Source organism: Shewanella abyssi (genome assembly GCF_023284025.1).
GTDB lineage: Bacteria > Pseudomonadota > Gammaproteobacteria > Enterobacterales > Shewanellaceae > Shewanella > Shewanella abyssi.
This window is the reverse complement of record NZ_JAKIKR010000018.1, coordinates 39,264-56,383: the sequence shown is the minus strand read 5'-3', so window position 1 is coordinate 56,383 and position 17,120 is coordinate 39,264. Positions and strand designations below refer to the sequence as shown.

General features: G+C 43.4%; 15 protein-coding genes. 3 read left to right on the top strand and 12 right to left on the bottom strand.

From position 1 onward, the window contains the following. Positions 1–18: 18 nt before the first annotated feature. From L2755_RS09980 to nagB, 3 genes are all read right to left on the bottom strand, one after another. Positions 19–690 carry a nitroreductase family protein gene (locus tag L2755_RS09980; RefSeq protein WP_248980544.1) on the bottom strand — a complete coding sequence of 224 codons (672 nt, stop codon included), beginning with the start codon at positions 688–690 and terminating at the stop codon, positions 19–21. A 127-nt stretch (positions 691–817) separates the two neighbouring features. Then, positions 818–1,354: an SRPBCC family protein gene (locus tag L2755_RS09975; RefSeq protein ID WP_248980543.1), complete on the bottom strand. Its 537-nt coding sequence runs from the start codon at positions 1,352–1,354 to the stop codon at positions 818–820. Between the two features lie 223 nt (positions 1,355–1,577). Beyond that, entirely contained in the window at positions 1,578–2,369 is a 792-nt protein-coding gene (nagB, locus tag L2755_RS09970) for a glucosamine-6-phosphate deaminase (RefSeq protein WP_248980542.1), read from the bottom strand. Positions 2,370–2,686: 317 nt separating this feature from the next. Here nagB and L2755_RS09965 point away from each other — a divergent pair, with 317 nt between their 5' ends. Then, positions 2,687–3,313: a pseudouridine synthase gene (locus tag L2755_RS09965; RefSeq protein ID WP_248980541.1), complete on the top strand. Its 627-nt coding sequence runs from the start codon at positions 2,687–2,689 to the stop codon at positions 3,311–3,313. A 14-nt stretch (positions 3,314–3,327) separates the two neighbouring features. Here the strand turns inward: L2755_RS09965 and L2755_RS09960 are convergent, their stop codons facing one another. After that, entirely contained in the window at positions 3,328–5,868 is a 2,541-nt protein-coding gene (locus L2755_RS09960) for a putative bifunctional diguanylate cyclase/phosphodiesterase (protein WP_248980540.1), read from the bottom strand. Positions 5,869–6,195: 327 nt separating this feature from the next. On the opposite strand from L2755_RS09960, the gene L2755_RS09955 reads away from it, so the two are divergent. Then, a complete protein-coding gene (locus L2755_RS09955) occupies positions 6,196–7,245 on the top strand; it encodes a PQQ-dependent sugar dehydrogenase (protein ID WP_428847790.1) in 1,050 nt (349 codons plus the stop codon). Positions 7,246–7,460: 215 nt separating this feature from the next. On the opposite strand, the gene L2755_RS09950 is transcribed toward L2755_RS09955, so the two are convergent. The 4 genes from L2755_RS09950 to prfB all read right to left on the bottom strand — a co-directional run bounded on the left by L2755_RS09950 (position 7,461) and on the right by prfB (position 11,348). Next, a complete protein-coding gene (locus L2755_RS09950; protein WP_248980538.1) occupies positions 7,461–7,628 on the bottom strand; it encodes a hypothetical protein in 168 nt (55 codons plus the stop codon). A gap of 394 nt (positions 7,629–8,022) precedes the next feature. Continuing rightward, on the bottom strand, positions 8,023–8,382 hold the full coding sequence (locus L2755_RS09945) for a nuclear transport factor 2 family protein (RefSeq protein ID WP_248980537.1): 360 nt from the start codon (positions 8,380–8,382) through the stop codon (positions 8,023–8,025). A gap of 352 nt (positions 8,383–8,734) precedes the next feature. Continuing rightward, positions 8,735–10,237, bottom strand: a complete 1,503-nt coding sequence (gene lysS / locus L2755_RS09940) for a lysine--tRNA ligase (protein ID WP_248980536.1) — start codon at positions 10,235–10,237, stop codon at positions 8,735–8,737. Positions 10,238–10,249: 12 nt separating this feature from the next. After that, positions 10,250–11,348, bottom strand: a protein-coding gene (gene prfB / locus L2755_RS09935; RefSeq protein ID WP_248980535.1) for a peptide chain release factor 2 whose coding sequence is annotated in 2 segments (ribosomal slippage) — positions 10,250–11,272 and positions 11,274–11,348 — 1,098 coding nt in all. Because the reading frame shifts where the segments join, the coding sequence is not laid out codon by codon here. Between the two features lie 358 nt (positions 11,349–11,706). Between prfB and L2755_RS09930 the strand changes: the two genes are divergently transcribed. Next, on the top strand, positions 11,707–12,699 hold the full coding sequence (locus L2755_RS09930; protein WP_248980534.1) for an ion channel: 993 nt from the start codon (positions 11,707–11,709) through the stop codon (positions 12,697–12,699). Positions 12,700–12,904: 205 nt separating this feature from the next. Here the strand turns inward: L2755_RS09930 and L2755_RS09925 are convergent, their stop codons facing one another. The 4 genes from L2755_RS09925 to L2755_RS09910 form a co-directional block, all read right to left on the bottom strand. Beyond that, on the bottom strand, positions 12,905–13,213 hold the full coding sequence (locus L2755_RS09925) for a hypothetical protein (protein WP_248980533.1): 309 nt from the start codon (positions 13,211–13,213) through the stop codon (positions 12,905–12,907). A gap of 168 nt (positions 13,214–13,381) precedes the next feature. Next, positions 13,382–13,888, bottom strand: coding sequence for a DUF2199 domain-containing protein (locus L2755_RS09920; RefSeq protein ID WP_248980532.1), 507 nt, complete (start codon positions 13,886–13,888; stop codon positions 13,382–13,384). A 714-nt stretch (positions 13,889–14,602) separates the two neighbouring features. Beyond that, the gene (locus L2755_RS09915; protein ID WP_248980531.1) at positions 14,603–15,787 is read right to left on the bottom strand and encodes an erythromycin esterase family protein; all 1,185 of its coding nucleotides are present in this window, start codon (positions 15,785–15,787) and stop codon (positions 14,603–14,605) included. Between the two features lie 227 nt (positions 15,788–16,014). Next, positions 16,015–16,257 carry a hypothetical protein gene (locus tag L2755_RS09910; protein ID WP_248980530.1) on the bottom strand — a complete coding sequence of 81 codons (243 nt, stop codon included), beginning with the start codon at positions 16,255–16,257 and terminating at the stop codon, positions 16,015–16,017. Positions 16,258–17,120 lie beyond the last annotated feature (863 nt).

Genomic DNA, 17,120 nt, shown 5'->3' with positions numbered 1-17,120 from the left:
TTAACCATTTAACGGCTATTAGAGAAAGTCGCAGATCTCTGCAAGGGTTTTCTTTTGTAATGCGTGTTCTGGCACCGTTGCATCTTCGCTTGGGTAGCCTGCGATGATCAACATATATGGCCGCTCATTTGAGTTATCTCGGCCACATACTTTACTTAAAAAAGACATAGGTTTGGGCGTATGAGTCAGGGTGCCTAAGCCTGCATTGTGCAGCGCTTGGATCAAAAAACCAGTCGCGATCCCAACCGATTCATGGACGTAATAATTGGTTTTTTGCTCACCGTCCTCTTCAGTGCGTTTTTTACTGAATATGGCGATTAGCCAAGGGGCATGTTCAAGATAGGGTTTATCAGCATTGGTGCCTAACGGTTTAAGTGCATCGAGCCACTCCTCTCCCGCACGTCCTGCATAAAAAGCCTGCTCTAATGCTTCAGCTTCATGGCGTATTTGCGCCTTAATTTCAGGGCTGTTTATCGCTACAAAATGCCAAGGTTGATGATTGGCACCATTGGGCGCTGTGCCCGCCGCCAAGATGCACTTTTCGATAATCTCTTGCGGTACCGCCCTATTAGAAAACTTTCGGATCGAGTGACGCCGCTTCATCTCTGCATAATTTCGTTCTGCCCGAGCAAGCATTTCATGTTCAGGGTATTCAATAAAGTCAGTTAATGGATGATGAGCTTCTGTCATTAAATTTTCCTAGCGTGATAATGCATCAAATTTATTGCGCACATAGTTTAAAATCAACAACTTGGCCTAAGGTGGCAATCTCAGCTTTATCGCAATCCAGCAACATCGAACTTGCCACAGACAAGGGCTACTCCGCTTCTAGCAGCTGCTTTAATTGCACTAGCCCTTGATTCAAATCGTTGCCAATCATGGTTTCGAAGTCTAGAAACAAAAACATCAGGTTCATTGGGTAATCTAAGTGGCCATCAAAACCCCATTGTACTAATGTTTGATTCTGACCCAGCGCTTCTGTGGTCATAAAGGCAGGATCGGTTGACTCAAACGGAGCATAAAATCGCAGTTCAAAATCAATACGCTTGCCTTTATCGATAGCCATAATCTCCTGCTCACCGACGCCCACCTCTTCATTGTCGCTTTCCCAGCGCGATACAAAGCCAACGGTTCCGTCAATGCCGCGATAGCTCTTTTTCATGTCTGGATCCATTTGTGCCCAGACACTAAAGTTATCTTGGTTCTTTAGCTGCTTCACGTAGGTAAATACCTCTGACACCGGTTTATCGATGGTGATTTTAGTCACGACCGAATACTCTTTTTGCACCAACAACGCGATGACAAAGGGCAGTGTGATTAGCACAAGCACCGCTAATGAGAATTTTTTCAGCATAATTTTTACTCTTTTATAAGTGGTTAGTTTTTGATTTAAAAATGACCTTAATCAATTAAGAGTATACAAATAATTAACATATGAACAGTGGTGGCATTTTGGTTCAACATCAGCAAACGCCTCGTTAATACGAACCACCAACTGCAATCGATGTTCTCGGGCTGAAAAACAAAAAAGGACAAGCATGGCTTGTCCTTTTTTATGTGCTATTAATTGCAGCTAGTTACAAGCCTAATCTAGCCATCAGCTTTTGATTTTCCGCTTCGATATGTTTGTAAAAGTCACAATCTGACAAGCTTGATGCAGCTGCTTCATCTATCACCAGCACCACATCTTGATGCATCTGCAGTGCAGAAGCGGGACATGCGGCAGTTAATGGGCCTTCGACTGTTGCTCTAATTGCCTCTGCTTTGTTGGCGCCAGTTGCTAATAAAACGACTTTGTTAGCATCCATAATCGTACCAATCCCCATAGTAATCGACAGATGCGGCTGATACTCGTCATCGCCAAAGAAGCGAGCGTTATCTTCGATAGTCGCCTTGGTTAATGTCTTAACCCGCGTTCTAGACATCAAACCAGATGATGGCTCATTAAAGCCAATGTGACCATTACGGCCTATTCCCAATAGCTGAATGTCAATCCCCCCCGCAGCGGCGATCTGCTCTTCATAGCCTTGGCACGCCGTAATTGGATTCGCCGCGTCGCCAGGAGGCACATGAGTATTTTCTTGATCAATATCGATATGATCAAATAGTTGCAGTTTCATAAAGTAGCGATAACTTTGCGGATGAGTGCCTGCTAACCCCAAGTATTCATCAAGATTAAAGGTAGTGGTTTTGGCAAATGAGATCTGCCTCGATTTAGTGGCCTCAATCAACTGCTGGTAAAGCGATACTGGCGTTGAGCCTGTTGCTAACCCCAGCACTGAATCCGCTTTTTTGTGCAGTTGTTTAATAAAAATATTTGCGCCATAGGCCGCTACAGCCCCACTGTCTTTTAATATTACGATTTGCATAAAGGGATCCAATGAAAGTGAGAAATGAGCAGATGCTGTCGATCTGCACTGACCAATACAGAGCATGAAACACGTTCTTATGGGATGGTTATCGTAATGCCAGCTAAACATGTAACATGACTATAACCTTAAATGACAACGCTGTCATTAGCTATTGTGGCAGCAATAGCTAAATTACCCTAGCTTAACAATTAAACACGGCAGCTCTCATTTGCGAGGAGCACGTCAATAGGTATGAGGTGCGTTGCTATAAGAGTTTACGTATAATCAGGCTAAGTTCAGATTAATAGCAATCAAGCTAATTAAGAGCGACATCAATGCCCTCGAACACCCTAGACAAAGTAGAATTAACAGCAGCGCCAGACAAGCATCAGCACTTTAAAATCTTTAAGCCCTACGGTTTTTTAAGCCAATTTGTGCCCGAAACGCGTAAAAACAAGAAGCTGCTGGCTGAGCTATTTAATTTTCCCGAAAAAACCATGGCTATCGGCCGGCTTGATCACGACTCCGAAGGGTTATTACTACTCACGACCGATGGCATGATGAGTCACTTGATCCGCAGTAAAAAAATCGAAAAAGAGTATTATGTTCAGCTTGATGGCAACATCTCTGCCGCGGCCGTTTTAGCGCTACAAAACGGTGTTGAAATTGGAGTGAATGGAGAGAAGTATCAAACCTTGCCCTGCAAAGTATTCAAATTAACGCAGGAACCACTGTTACCTTTGCGAGGTCGTAAGATCCGCGATCCAAGGCACGGTCCAACAAGCTGGGTGTCTATCACCTTATGTGAAGGTAAGAACCGCCAGATTAGAAAGATGACTGCGGCGGTAGGTTTTGCAACACTAAGGTTGGTTAGAGTCAGAATTGGCGGTATCGACATCGCAACTATGCAAGCTGGCGACGTCATTCCACTGTCAGGTTTTAATGCAGTGCTAGGCCGTTAAAAAAACGGCCTAAACTAGTCGTTGATACAGCTGCTTTTTACAAAAAAGTGCTCAAGCTCTGCTGCCACTTTTGGCTTACTAAACAGATAGCCCTGAGCTTCATCACAGCCATTATCAGCCAGGAACTTCGCCTGTTCTAGTGTCTCAACCCCTTCCGCAATCACTTTTAAATTAAGTGAATGACCCAGTGCAATTACCGCTTTGGCAATAGCAGTATTATTGACATCATCAGGGATATCCCTGACAAAACTTTGGTCTATTTTCAGTTTATTGATCGGCAGCTTTTTGAGGTAATTGAGAGAGGAGTAGCCGGTACCAAAGTCATCAATAGATAACATTATTCCCATTTCCCCCAGCTTAACCAGATCGCGTCCAACGGACTCGGGATCGGACATCATGCAACTTTCGGTGACTTCAAGCTCCAATCTATTTGCCGGTAAACCCGTTGCTTTGAGCACTTCTGCGACTTCATTGACAAAATTACGTCGCTGTAACTGCGGCCCCGCGACGTTGACGGCAATACGCACAAAATCTTTGCCTTCAGCGAGCCATCTCACCCCTTGCTCACACGCTTGTTGTAATACCCAACGACCAATCTCTTGGATTAAACCTATTTTTTCAGCAACGGGAATAAATATCGCCGGAGATATTGGGCCTAATATTGGGTCGTCCCAACGCAACAGCGCTTCAAAGCCGCTTAACTGCTGACTGCAACAATCAACCTTAGGCTGATAAACCAAATACAGTGCCCCAAGCGACAGCGCGTCATGTAGCGCGCTTTGCAATTTAAGATGTGCAACTGACTCATATGTTAATGATTGAGTGTAAAAAGCGTAGTTATTACGTCCATCTTGCTTCGCTCTATGCATAGCAGCATCAGCATTGACCAATAACGTACTGGAATCACGACCGTCTTGAGGATAAATAGCCACCCCCATACTGGCTGTTAAGCGCACAGATGCATTATCACCAAGTAAAAAAGGCTTTTCAAAAACCTGTTGCAGTTTACTGATCCTCAGCGACAGCATGTCGCTGCTTTCAATATTAGGCAGTATCACTGCAAACTCATCTCCCCCCAGCCGCGCAACGGTTGCTAAGCTGCCTAAGACGAGACTAAAGCGCTGGCTAAGTTCAACCAACACCTCATCCCCCATAAGGTGACCGTAGCTGTCATTAATCTGCTTAAAAAGGTCCACATCTATATAAACCACACCAAGCTGGTATTCACTTCTATTGGCCAGTCTTATCTCTTGCTCCAAGCGAGAAGTCACCGCCATGCGATTGGGGAGTTTGGTTAGTGGATCATGAAAAGCTAAATGGGCTAGCTCCGCCTCGTTCTTTTTCTGCGTCGACAAGTCAGCAAAAACAGCAACGAAATAACGAATTTGATGTTCATCACCATAAACGGCACTCACCGTTAATAATTGCGGAAAAACGGCACCGTTTTTACGACGGTTCCATATTTCGCCATGCCATTTCCCTGTGTTTAACAACGATTGCCACAGCGCGAGAAAGAACGATTTGTCATGGCGTCCAGAATTAAATATTCTCGGGTTTTGACCGAGCAACTCGCTTTTCTCAAATCCAGTAATATGGGTATATGCCCCATGAGCATCGATAATGTTGCCATCAACATCCGTTATCAATACTCCTTCCACCGAGTTTTCAAACACACGGGCAGCTAGCTCTAACTGATCTTGCGCCGCCTTATGGGAGGAGATATTACGAGAAATACCAATGATGCCAGCTAACTCTCCCACATCACTCACCACGGGCACTTTAGTGGTTTCTAACCATGACTCTACACTGTCAATATCCAACCCTCTACACTCGCCGGCCGTCACTTGTACACCTTTGGTAATTGACTCTTTATCACCATCAACAAATTGTTTGGCTAATTGAGGGGTAAATAGCTCTTCGTCGGTGTGATTGAGGAGCTGCTCAGCTGATTTATCCCAAGCGATTTCAACACTGCGATTGACAACAACATAGCGCCCTTGGGGATCTTTCATCCATACATGCTCTTTCATCGAATCGATGAATTGTTGCAGAGTCACCGTTGTTGTATCTATTTTAGCGTCATTTTCTCGTTGAATGCTGTTGCGATAATGGCGATAGAGACTAATCAGATCGAGCTCGAAACTATCGGCGCATTGCTTTAATAACAGTCTTAAGTCGGCTTTATTGAGTGGGGGAGTTTGCTTTGTTAGTGTCGTAAGGCATAGGTAACCGAACAGAGCTTGGGAAGGCCAATGGATTGCCACGCAGCAGCTTAAACCTAATTCAAATAATCTATCGTTGGCTGCCGTTCTAACGGTCGAAGCCGCGCTAGAAAAGGAAGATGTTGACGGCGCGTGATTGAGCCCAGAATCAGCACAAACTTGACAGAGATTTTCTAAGTTTTCAAGACTAATACCCGCCGCCGAAAAAGGCACTAGGCACTCATCTTGATTAACCTTTAATAGACCGACTCCACAACCAGAAATACGCGCCAGCATATCAATAGACTTGCGCCATTGAGCTTGCTGAGTCGTAGAGATCTCTATCGCTATCATTCAACACTCCATCCAATTAATGCGAACGAACTACCTGACTACAAAAAGTCACTAACCTATAACTTGCCACAATATCCTGTAAGGGCAAATATTTACAGTCAAAAAAATATTTATTTAACCTTAAACTGGTTTTTAGCCCTAAGGCGTTTATAACGCCCAATACTCGACAGCATCTTACTACCGTCAAGCTGCTGATAATTTGTTCTAAAAGTGACGAACATGCTTTCCATCGCCTGCAACTTAGCCTTACTATAGGTTAAGCAAACAACAAGGATGACACTAGTGCTAAAAATAGGCACAATTTCAATCAGTTTATTGTTGCCTTCAATGGCATATGCAGCCCTACCCATCGACAACATTGCACTTCCCGAAGGCTTTGAAATCTCCATTTATGCAGAGAATGTCGACAACGCTAGGCAGATGGCGTTAGGCGACAAAGGCACACTGTTTGTCGGCAGCCGTAAGGCCGGGAAAGTACATGCTGTCATTGATAGTAATAATGACTACCAAGCCGATGCTATTATTGAGATCGCCAGTGACCTCTTCTTGCCATCAGGCATCGCCTTTCATCGAGGTGATTTGTATGTGGCTGAGGTCGATAAAATTTGGCGCTACCCTGATATTGAAGCTGCGCTACCCACAATTCCTGAACCTGAACTGGTTTACGACAAGCTACCTAACAAATCACACCATGGTTGGAAGTTTATTCGCTTTGGTCCAGATGGCTTGCTCTATATTCCAGTAGGCGCCCCTTGTAATGTTTGTGAGAGTAAAGCGCCATTTGCTAGCATCATTAAACTCAATATAGACACTAAGCAAGCCACCACAGTTGCCACTGGCGTACGTAACAGTGTCGGTTTTGATTTTCATCCAGTGACTGGCGATTTATGGTTTACCGATAATGGCCGTGACATGATGGGCGATGACTTGCCTGATGATGAGCTTAATCACCTATCAACAGCTGGGCAGCATTTTGGTTTCCCCTATATTCATAATGCCGACATTGTCGATCCTGAGTTTGGCCACAAAGCCGATAGTATTAAAAACCGACCAGCCGCGCTTAATTTAGGCGCTCATGTCGCCGCGCTCGGGATGGAGTTCTATCAAGGACAACAATTTCCCAAACGCTACCAGAATAATATCTTTATCGCTGAACATGGCTCTTGGAACCGCAGCAACAAAGTCGGCTATCGAGTGGTTAGCGTCAAACTCGATGGCAACAATGTTGTCAGTTCAGAGGTCTTTGCATCGGGTTGGTTACAAGGGGAGAAAAGTTGGGGTCGTCCGGCAGCAGTGCTGACTCTTAATGACGGTTCTTTACTGGTATCAGATGATGCAGCCAATGCCATTTATCGCATTCGTTATACAGGAAAATAGCCCAGTGTTATCTGCTGCGTATACCAACAAAAGCGTGCAAAAATAGACCTTACATGATGGCACTCAAATTCGCAGCGCTGCAAGAGAAGCAATCAAGTTACCGCTAACCGATCAGGCTTCGCTCGATTATATCCCACAGTACATTTGGTATAACCAAGACCTAAACATAAAAACCAGCCTTGCGGCTGGTTTTCATATTTAAATAACCCGTCAAATTATTTAATAAAGCACACCTTAGCACCACCGCGGTACTCGCAATAGCAATCAACTGGATTGGCGGCGCAGTAGCGCTGCTCATCTTGCATAGGATTGGCATTTACCGCTGCAACAAGTCCTACACCTAGAGATAGTGTTGTCAGTAGTGCTAGTATTTTAGCTTTCATAATCATCCTTAATTAAGACCAACCGCAAACATCTAGTCTAGTCAATTTATTCGCGTCGATTGACGCGCTACCGAATCAGAATAAACGACAACATCTAGGCAAAACAATAACCTAAATGGCTAATTTATACTGTGTATGGTTTTACCAAGAGATCATGATGGTTGCTCTTTAGTCGGTTTACTGTCGACAATAGACTCAAGTCATGCCCGAAGTGCTGGATTCATTAGTTACAACAGCGGCCACTTTCTTGAATGGGTGGACACTTAACGGTGCCAAAAGAGCTGTAAACACAGCAGTCAGATAAGATCACTTTAGCCAAGCTGCAGAGCTGGTAGCAAGTAACTAATTAACAGCAACTTAGAGCAACATTAACCCATAGAGGAACTCTGTTGAGTTAAAAAGCACTTTTCCATTGCTCAGTATCTACGAACCAACGCTCCTCATAAATTTTGTTGTCTTCAAATCTAAACAGGACTGACAATTGCGAGGCAGTGATCTTATCGGATTTCCACTCGACGATCGAGACAACCTCAGCTTCCCCTTCAATCTGTCGCAGCGCTGTGATTTCAAAACCTGGCGGAAGGATCCCTGCAAGACCCTCTAATGCAGTTCGAAACTGCTGTCTACCACTCAAAATATCAGTTTGACCCGGCATGATAAACGTCATTTCATCTACGTAATCAGCAACTAACAGATCGAAATTTCCATTCCCAACAGCGTCCCAACCACGTTGTACTATGTCAGCTAAGTTCATTGCTTTTCTCCTAAATCAATGGGTAATAATTCACTATAGAAGCTAACTACTCATTGTAGGAAACACTGAAACATCGCGCCCTAATAATGAGCAAATATTTGTTGACTGAAATGTTGAACCCAGTGGAAATAGCCAGCCATATTTTGTCCGTCACAATGCCCTTTTAGGCTTACTTTCTGGGAGGTAATGCAGCCTTTCTAGCTAGAGACGATATTTCATCGGTCAAGTCATCATCAAATGAAAATGAATAAAACAGCCATAAAAAAAGCAGCTAAGCTGACGCTTAACTGCTTTCTAATCTCGGCTGACTCACTTAGCAAATGGCTTAGCGACTCACCCTGTTACTTAACGATTAACTTTCAGGGCGCATCGCTGGGAATAAGATCACGTCACGAATCGTGTGCGTGTTGGTAAATAGCATGACCAAACGGTCGATACCGATACCTTGACCCGCTGTTGGCGGTAGGCCGTGCTCTAGTGCGCGAATATAATCAGCGTCGTAGAACATCGCTTCATCATCACCGGCGTCTTTAGCATCAACTTGCGCTTTAAAGCGCTTGTCTTGATCTTCTGCATCGTTAAGCTCAGAGAAACCGTTAGCCACTTCACGGCCACCGATAAAGAACTCAAAACGGTCGGTGATGAAATGGTTGTCATCGTTACGACGTGCAAGTGGTGAAATGTCAGCTGGGTAACCAGTAATGAACGTCGGTTGCATCAACTGAGTTTCTGCCGTTTCACCAAAGATCTCTTCAAGTAGTTGACCACAAGTCCAGAACTTCTCGATTGTCATGCCTAGGCTCTTCGCCAAGTTACGCATAAACTCAAGGTCTTTAACTTCTTCGTAAGTCATAGACTGGATCGTTTCGTTGTCTGGGTTGTACTTCTTGATAGCATCCAACATGCTTAAACGAGCATATGGGCCACCGAAATCAACAGTATGCTCACCATATGGAAGCTGCGTTGAACCACAAAGTTCAGTTGCGATTGAACTTAGCATCTCTTCAGTAAGATCCATCAGATCGTTGAAATCTGCGTACGCCATATAGAATTCCATCATGGTGAATTCTGGGTTATGACGAGGAGACAAACCTTCGTTACGGAAGTTACGGTTAACTTCGAATACGCGCTCAAAACCACCTACCACTAAACGCTTAAGGTATAGCTCAGGTGCGACACGTAGATACATCGCCATATCGAGTGCATTATGGTGAGTCTCAAATGGGCGTGCTGTAGCGCCACCAGGAATGCTGTGCATCATTGGTGTTTCTACTTCCATGAACTCTTTTTTAATCATGAAGTTACGGATAGAAGAAACCACTTTAGAGCGCATAATGAAGGCATTGCGCGACTCTTCGTTAACGATTAAGTCTACGTAGCGTTGGCGGTAACGTGTTTCTTGATCTGATAGTCCGTGGAACTTCTCAGGCAGTGGACGCAGTGCCTTAGTCAGCAACTGGTACTGTTCCATGTTCACGTAAAGATCGCCTTTACCAGAAAGGTGTAGCTTACCGGTGACACCTATGATGTCACCGATGTCTAGACCGTGGAAAGTCGCTTTAAGATCTTTTTGAACATCTTTGCCGGCATAGGCTTGGATGCGGCCAGACACATCTTGGATCACCAAGAATGGGCCACGCTTAGCCATGACACGGCCAGCAATTGAACGCTGGATATCCATGCCTTCGAGCTCTTCTTTAGTGAAGTGACCATATTCCGTTTGAATATCGGCAGCCTTGTGTTTTCGATCGAAGTTGTTCGGGTGACCGTTTGCAGGGCAGTTGGCGCGAATGTGATCTAACTTGGCACGGCGTTCTGCAATTAACTTGTTCTCATCTTGGGTTTGTTCAGTCATCTTCTTCTCTCGTTAAAGGCCAGATTTAAGGCTAGCTTCTATAAACTTGTCCAGATCGCCATCTAAAACGCTCTGGGTATTTCGGTTTTCAACCCCGGTACGCAGATCTTTAATACGCGAATCATCGAGCACGTATGAACGGATCTGGCTGCCCCAACCAATATCTGATTTGGCATCTTCGGCGGCTTGCTTATCAGCGTTTTGTTTAAGCATTTCTAGCTCATACAATTTCGCTTTTAACTGTTTCATCGCAGCGTCACGGTTCTTATGCTGCGAACGATCATTCTGGCACTGCACCACAGTGTTGGTTGGCACATGAGTGATACGAATCGCAGATTCGGTCTTATTCACGTGCTGACCACCCGCACCCGAAGCGCGGTAGGTATCAATTCTGAGATCCGATGGATTAATATCAATCTCAATCGAATCATCAAGCTCTGGGTAGACAAATACCGAACAGAAAGAGGTGTGACGCTTACCCGATGAATCAAAAGGTGACTTACGCACTAAGCGGTGTACGCCAGTCTCGGTACGTAACGAGCCAAAGGCATACTCACCGGTAAACTTAATGGTGGCGCCTTTAATACCGGCCACATCACCATCGGTCACTTCAATCAGTTCAGGTTTATAGTCGTGAGCATCGCCCCAACGCAAGAACATACGCAGCACCATATTGGCCCAATCCTGCGCTTCGGTTCCGCCAGAACCTGACTGAATATCTAAGTAACTGTTTGCTATATCATGTGGCCCAGAGAACATGCGGCGGAATTCGAGTTCCGCTAACCGTTTCTCAAGATCATCTAATTCAGTACTGGCATCATTGAAGGTTTCTTCGTCATCCTCTTCAATGGCAAGCTCAACTAATCCTTGAATATCTTCAAGACCGCTATCCATATCGTCGATAGTTTTGACGATTACTTCAAGCCCCGCACGCTCTTTACCTAGCGCTTGGGCATTTTCTGGATTGTTCCAAACTTCTGCACTCTCAAGCTCTCGGCTAACTTCTTCTAGACGCTCACTCTTGGCATCGTAGTCAAAGATACCCCCGAAGAAGGTCGGTACGGTCAGCGAGCTCCTTGATTTTGAACTTAACTGGATTTACTTCAAACATGATTTAATCAACTTTTAATGGGTTTATTGACGCTAGCAAGCCGCAGATAAACACCTGCGCCATTGTCTTAAACATATTCAATTCGATAACCCGCTATTTTAACCCATGCATGGATTGAAGCCTAGCTGCAAAACCGATCAAAACAGCAATTTTGCTCAACAATATTAGCTTAAGCGTTAAAAAGTCACTTTTGTTTAGCCTTAACCCATCCCATCGACTGCAGTGTCATTTACTTTTGGCCCATCGACCACTGAAAATCTATTTGAATTCGGACAACCACACCCACTCAAAATCTGCAAACTGACAATGCCATTACTATACTAAAAAGATTATTCAGCACTGAGGTGTTAATCAAGTAATGCAGCCCTCACACGACCAAGCGCAGACATGTCGCTATCATGAAGACAATGCCCACACTTGCCACGAGGCTGCAGGCGACTCTGGCCTATGCTACTGGCATGATCCTAAGTTTATTAAAGATAGAGCGGAAGATATTCAGCAACTTGAAGCGTACGCTAGGGGCGGTGGCCAATTGAGAGGCATTAGCCTCAACCATGCAAAACTCGCCGGAATCGACTTGGTTCGTCACCATCAAAAAGTCGGCTATGACTTTAGCAACGCCGAGCTGTATCGCGCCGATTTAAGCGGCGGCCATCTGTTCAACATCAACTTCTGCAATGCTAGCTTAATGAAAGCCGACTTACGTGAAGCCAATCTGCATTGCGCTAACCTTAGTGGCTGTAACTTGCTCGGCATAAAATGGGGGGGGGCTAAGATAGAGAATATGCGAGCAGGCAAGGTATTACGCCAAGAGAAGCTGGCTAAAATGGCCGAAAAAAATGGCAACAAAGAAAAAGCTATGGACTACTTTGAACAAGCTGAGGAGATCTATCGTGATCTGCGTAAAGCTGCAGAGCATGAGGGCTTATTTGCCATGTCTGGTGATTACATTCGAAAAGAGCTCACCATGCGTCGCCAGCAAATGCCTAAACGTTGTTTCAAAAGGTTTTTATCTAAAAGCATTGACCTATTTTGCGGCTATGGCGAAGCGCCTTTAAGGGTCATTGGGTTTTCGCTGGTATTGATCCTATTTAGCGCTATTCTGTATTTTTTCACTGGATTGAACTTCGACGGAGAGATACATCAGTTTAATTTAAACAATAGCTTTACGAGTAACTTAATGACTTTTCTCAACTGTATTTATTACTCGGTAGTGACCTTTACCACCCTCGGTTATGGCGACTTCACCCCAATAGGAATTTCCCGCGCCATCGCCGCTTTCGAAGCCTTCACCGGCAGCTTCACCATTGCACTATTCGTGGTGGTATTTGTGAAGAAGATGACCCGTTAGTCGTACTGAAGGCATAAAGCTTTAATCGCTATTGGCTCTTTCCAAAGCCTTGATACGCTAGACACTAAACTTCTATATCCCAGCCAGATATTGCTAATCAATAACACCCAAATAACAGGTTAAGTAATGATTCGCTAAAATGTGAAGCGAAGTGAAACCAAGTAAACTGTTAACAGTCCCGCTTTTAATTCTTGCTTTAAGCCGGTTACACCTTACCTTTAGTTTTATTAATGCACTCAAAAGTGACTGTGGCCTTAGGATAGTTACCTAAAATATAAGGCCCAGAGTTTTCGTGAGTATTAATGAGTTTGAACGCTTTAGATAAACTACCACAAAAGCGATTTGCTTCACCTAAAGCTTCTGCGAGTAACGGTTCATCACCAGATGGGAAAGCACCTTCTTGTCTTGAAATTACAAAAGTATTTTCACCTGCAGGTGTCGGGCCGATAGTTTTAGTAGCACACCCTGAAATAGATAATACGGTTATAAAAGAGAATAATAATTTCTTAAGCATTTGCGTTCCATGTTTTAGTTAAATGCAACTGACTTTATCTCTTGCATTGATAGTCTTGAAAAATATCAGTAATAGCCAGCCATTATTAATCAATGCCACCCATCATAAATCTGAGCGCAGCGAGTAACACAAAACGCGGAAGTTTTGGCGTCAGACTGCAAGCGTTGGTTAGCTATGCATGCACTTTTCTGCAATCTCTTGCGCTCTTGAAATACTAATACCATTTTCAAAATCAATAACTAGCTGATGCTCAGATTCATGTGGAACCAGCAGGGGCCTTTGATTATTTTCCTGAGGTTGAACTTCCAACTTTAGTGCATACGTACTTTCATAATACGGTAAATAATTAGAAAAACACCCGAAAAAGCAATCTTTTAAATCAGGGTTATCATATGTTTCAACGTATCGGTCATAACTAGATTTACTCAGCGAACTCCATACGCCCCAAGTAAATGGTTCACTTACACCATCTATAGAAATTTCCATTACAGCTCGCACAAAATAGTGCGTGCCATCTTCGTCAGTATAAAAACAAAGATCCTTAGTAAGTTTTCCCTGCTCTTTTACATCTTCACTCTGCTCCAAGTAGGGATCTGGAGCGTTAAAGCCAAAACTCGGTGAGCCTTCATGGATTTTATCGCATGAAGAGCATTTGAAACTAAATATTCCTGCCATATATGATCTCTAAATTACTGCTAACGTCTTAGTATTTGCGCGTTATACGTTTATCAGGTTAGATCTGTCAGCACGCGTATCAATAAACAATTAATTTATAAACGCTTTTAACTATTCCCCAAAAATATACCTGCTGGATAAACGAGAATGGGGGATTAACTTGCCTCATATATCCTGCAAACCGTGCAAGTACACTTTTTAGACATTTGAATTTACTCTGTTTTTTATTTGTACTCAATAGCAAATCGAGGAATGGGCACGCTTATTTTTTAAGCTCTTCATCTATATCAGTGAACTTCAGACTAAAGTGGTTCCAATTGCCTACGGCAGGTGCTGGACAGGAAGTCCGAATGTCGTGATCACATGGTCGATGATGTTCCCGACATCATAACGACATTTCCCATATCCCTATGGGTCAGATGTGAATGAACGACCTTATGTGCAGACACTGCCGTGACTCGCCGCAAGCACGTCTGACCTCCATGATCGGAGGGAATGCCAAATTCTGTATGGAACTGAATTGGCCTTGTGGGCTCAACAAAAACGTCCTGTTTCCGACGGCCTCAACCGCATCTGCACTGATTTCGCAAAGCAAATAATGATTGGTGGCTTGGTTTGCCAGAGAAGACACAAAGCCTTTTATTGATGACCATTTCCCCCTATTTATCTGTATGATGTACCAATAAACCTAGAGAGCCACTAATAGTCAGTAATTTAATGCTCGTTAGATTTTAAGGGATACTCTTGGCGGAGGACAACAAGACCATCTAAAACAAGGCTCCAGTTCTTCGTTGCCGGCTTATTATATGAAATTGGGTGTGCAGAGATTTGCCCTAATCTATCCAATGACTCCTTATCAAAATAGGCTATATCTTTAGCACTATCGACAAATGCTAGAGTCTCCAGTTCAGCAGCTTCTATGGTTTTCGATTGAGATTGTGAGCGTCCATAGCTCCCAGTTAACGCACTGAAACCAATGCTGGCGACTTCACCTTTTATTGATTGATGCACATAAGAGCCCATTGAAATTCGTGACGAAGGAGCTAAGGTGCGCGCTGCATGTATTGTGGCACACCAAACAATTACTTTGGTATCTGCTGGCAACTTGGATAAATGCCATGCTATATTTTCTGCCATTGCTTGGTCTCGTAGGTTAAAATAATCACCTGCTGGAAACGCTAGATACTTTGTAAAATTATCCAGCATAAACTTATCTTCAACAGTGACACTTGTTGCGGTAACCATTTGATCAACTTTGGTTTTAGCCTCGGTAGCACATTCAGCAATCCGCCTTAGAGTCTCATCATTATAAAGATGTGTATCGTCATACTGCCAATTCAAATAACGGTACAACTCACTTTCACAAGCCTGCTGTCTATCTCCTTGCAAGTATCCAGAAAACCTTTTAGGTAGCTCATTCTGCAAGAAAGGTTGATTAGCCCCTGTTTGAGAATCAATACCAGCAAGCTTTACCTGCCCTTTAACAGATTTGTTATAAAGATATGGGATAAGAGGAGCTATAGATTTCGTACGAGACCAAAGTCCACCAATAGATTGGGCTAACTGCATTTCGGTAGCGGTGTTAATTGACACTGCATGCTCAAAGTGCAGAAAATCATATACGGGACTTTCAAAAAAAACGGCTGAAAAACCACACTCCTCGATAAGGCGTTTAATCAATAATGTTTTTGTTTCAATTGTCTTACCACTGCCATGGTTGGCATCTTCACCTAATAGCACCACCTTTTTATTGCATACATCAGAAACTAATGTATCTAAATTTCCGTTAACAGGCTGTTGCGACGCCAAAACGACACCAATATTGCAGCTAAAAATAATTCCTACCAACGCTAAACAAATTTTTTCCAAAATAATATCCCTATTAATTGATCCTAACATAATTGATCCTTGCACTATGCTACGCCTTTTCCTTCAATACAAGTTATGAAAAATCAGCACCTAAAACCAAAGTAAAATCAAAGCTATATATGGCTTGACTTACCCTCAATAATTCTAAAGTGGAATTTTTCATTAGCTAAACTTTTTTGGACTTCGAAAGAATTTGGAATAAATAGTTTATGTATGCGCTGGACTACCCATAGTTGTAATCGTGGTAGAAACTATACCTAGTTTGCTGAAGACTTAGAATAGATTCTTAGTTGTAATTCTTTAATAGTTTTAATAAATGGCTGAATTGAACACATTCCTGCTGCAATTAACCCCATTGAACTGAAATTTACAGGTAAACCAAATTCATCAGCATTGATGTTATAGCCAACTAAGTAACCAATGTTGTAAACAGCACCGACTAGTAAGAGCGGTAAGATGATTAGCGATAACCAAAAACGAACTGTTGAAAACTTATTCATATCCAATCCTTTAGATTTTAACTTTTTGTAGCGAACAGCTTATTCAAATAGACTTAGCCAGCCATTGACAATCAATAACATAACGAGCTTTCTAGCAGATATCAATGCTCTGTGTTTTTCAAACCTTAACTTGAAGCACTTTCATCATTTGTATCTGTGTGCAAAGCAATAAATCAGTAAATATGCAGCGGTTAGTGAGTTGTTAAGATATTCATCAGTATCAGTGAACTTCAGACTAAAGTGGCTCCAATTGCCTGCGGCAGGTGCTGGACAGGAAGTCCGAATGTCGTGATCACATGGTCGATGATGTTCCCGACATCATAACGACATTTCCCATATCCCTATAGGTCAGATGTGAATGAACGACCTTATGTGCAGACGCAACTGAGACTCGCCGCAACTCTTTATAAAAGAAAGGGTCCCTGAATGCTCTACGGTTTCATCCCTGAAACCGAAGGCCTCAACCGCATCTACACCGGATTATAAAAGCGCAACCATTCAGCATTTGCATATCCAATACTAAAGCTAGAATTTGTAGCTTTCAGTAAACGCCATTACTTAAAGGCATATAACCTAAATAGCAGAATCTAATCACCCCCGTTGGAAATTTCGCTTCTCATAAATTTCGCCGGGGCGCTGAGAGTTTGGCTCTTATGAAATCAACAGCGGGGACAAGCGCTTTGCCCCTTGGCTCTACTATTTATTTCAAGAATGGACGAAGCGCTACGACTTTTCTTTTTACAAAAGTGAATGCGCAGCTTGATGTATCAGTGCTTCCAGCAACCCGCTGCTAGCGGACGCACAACAAACGCTACCTAACGCACACTTACCAACCCACGCCACTTCCCTAGCGCACACTTCCA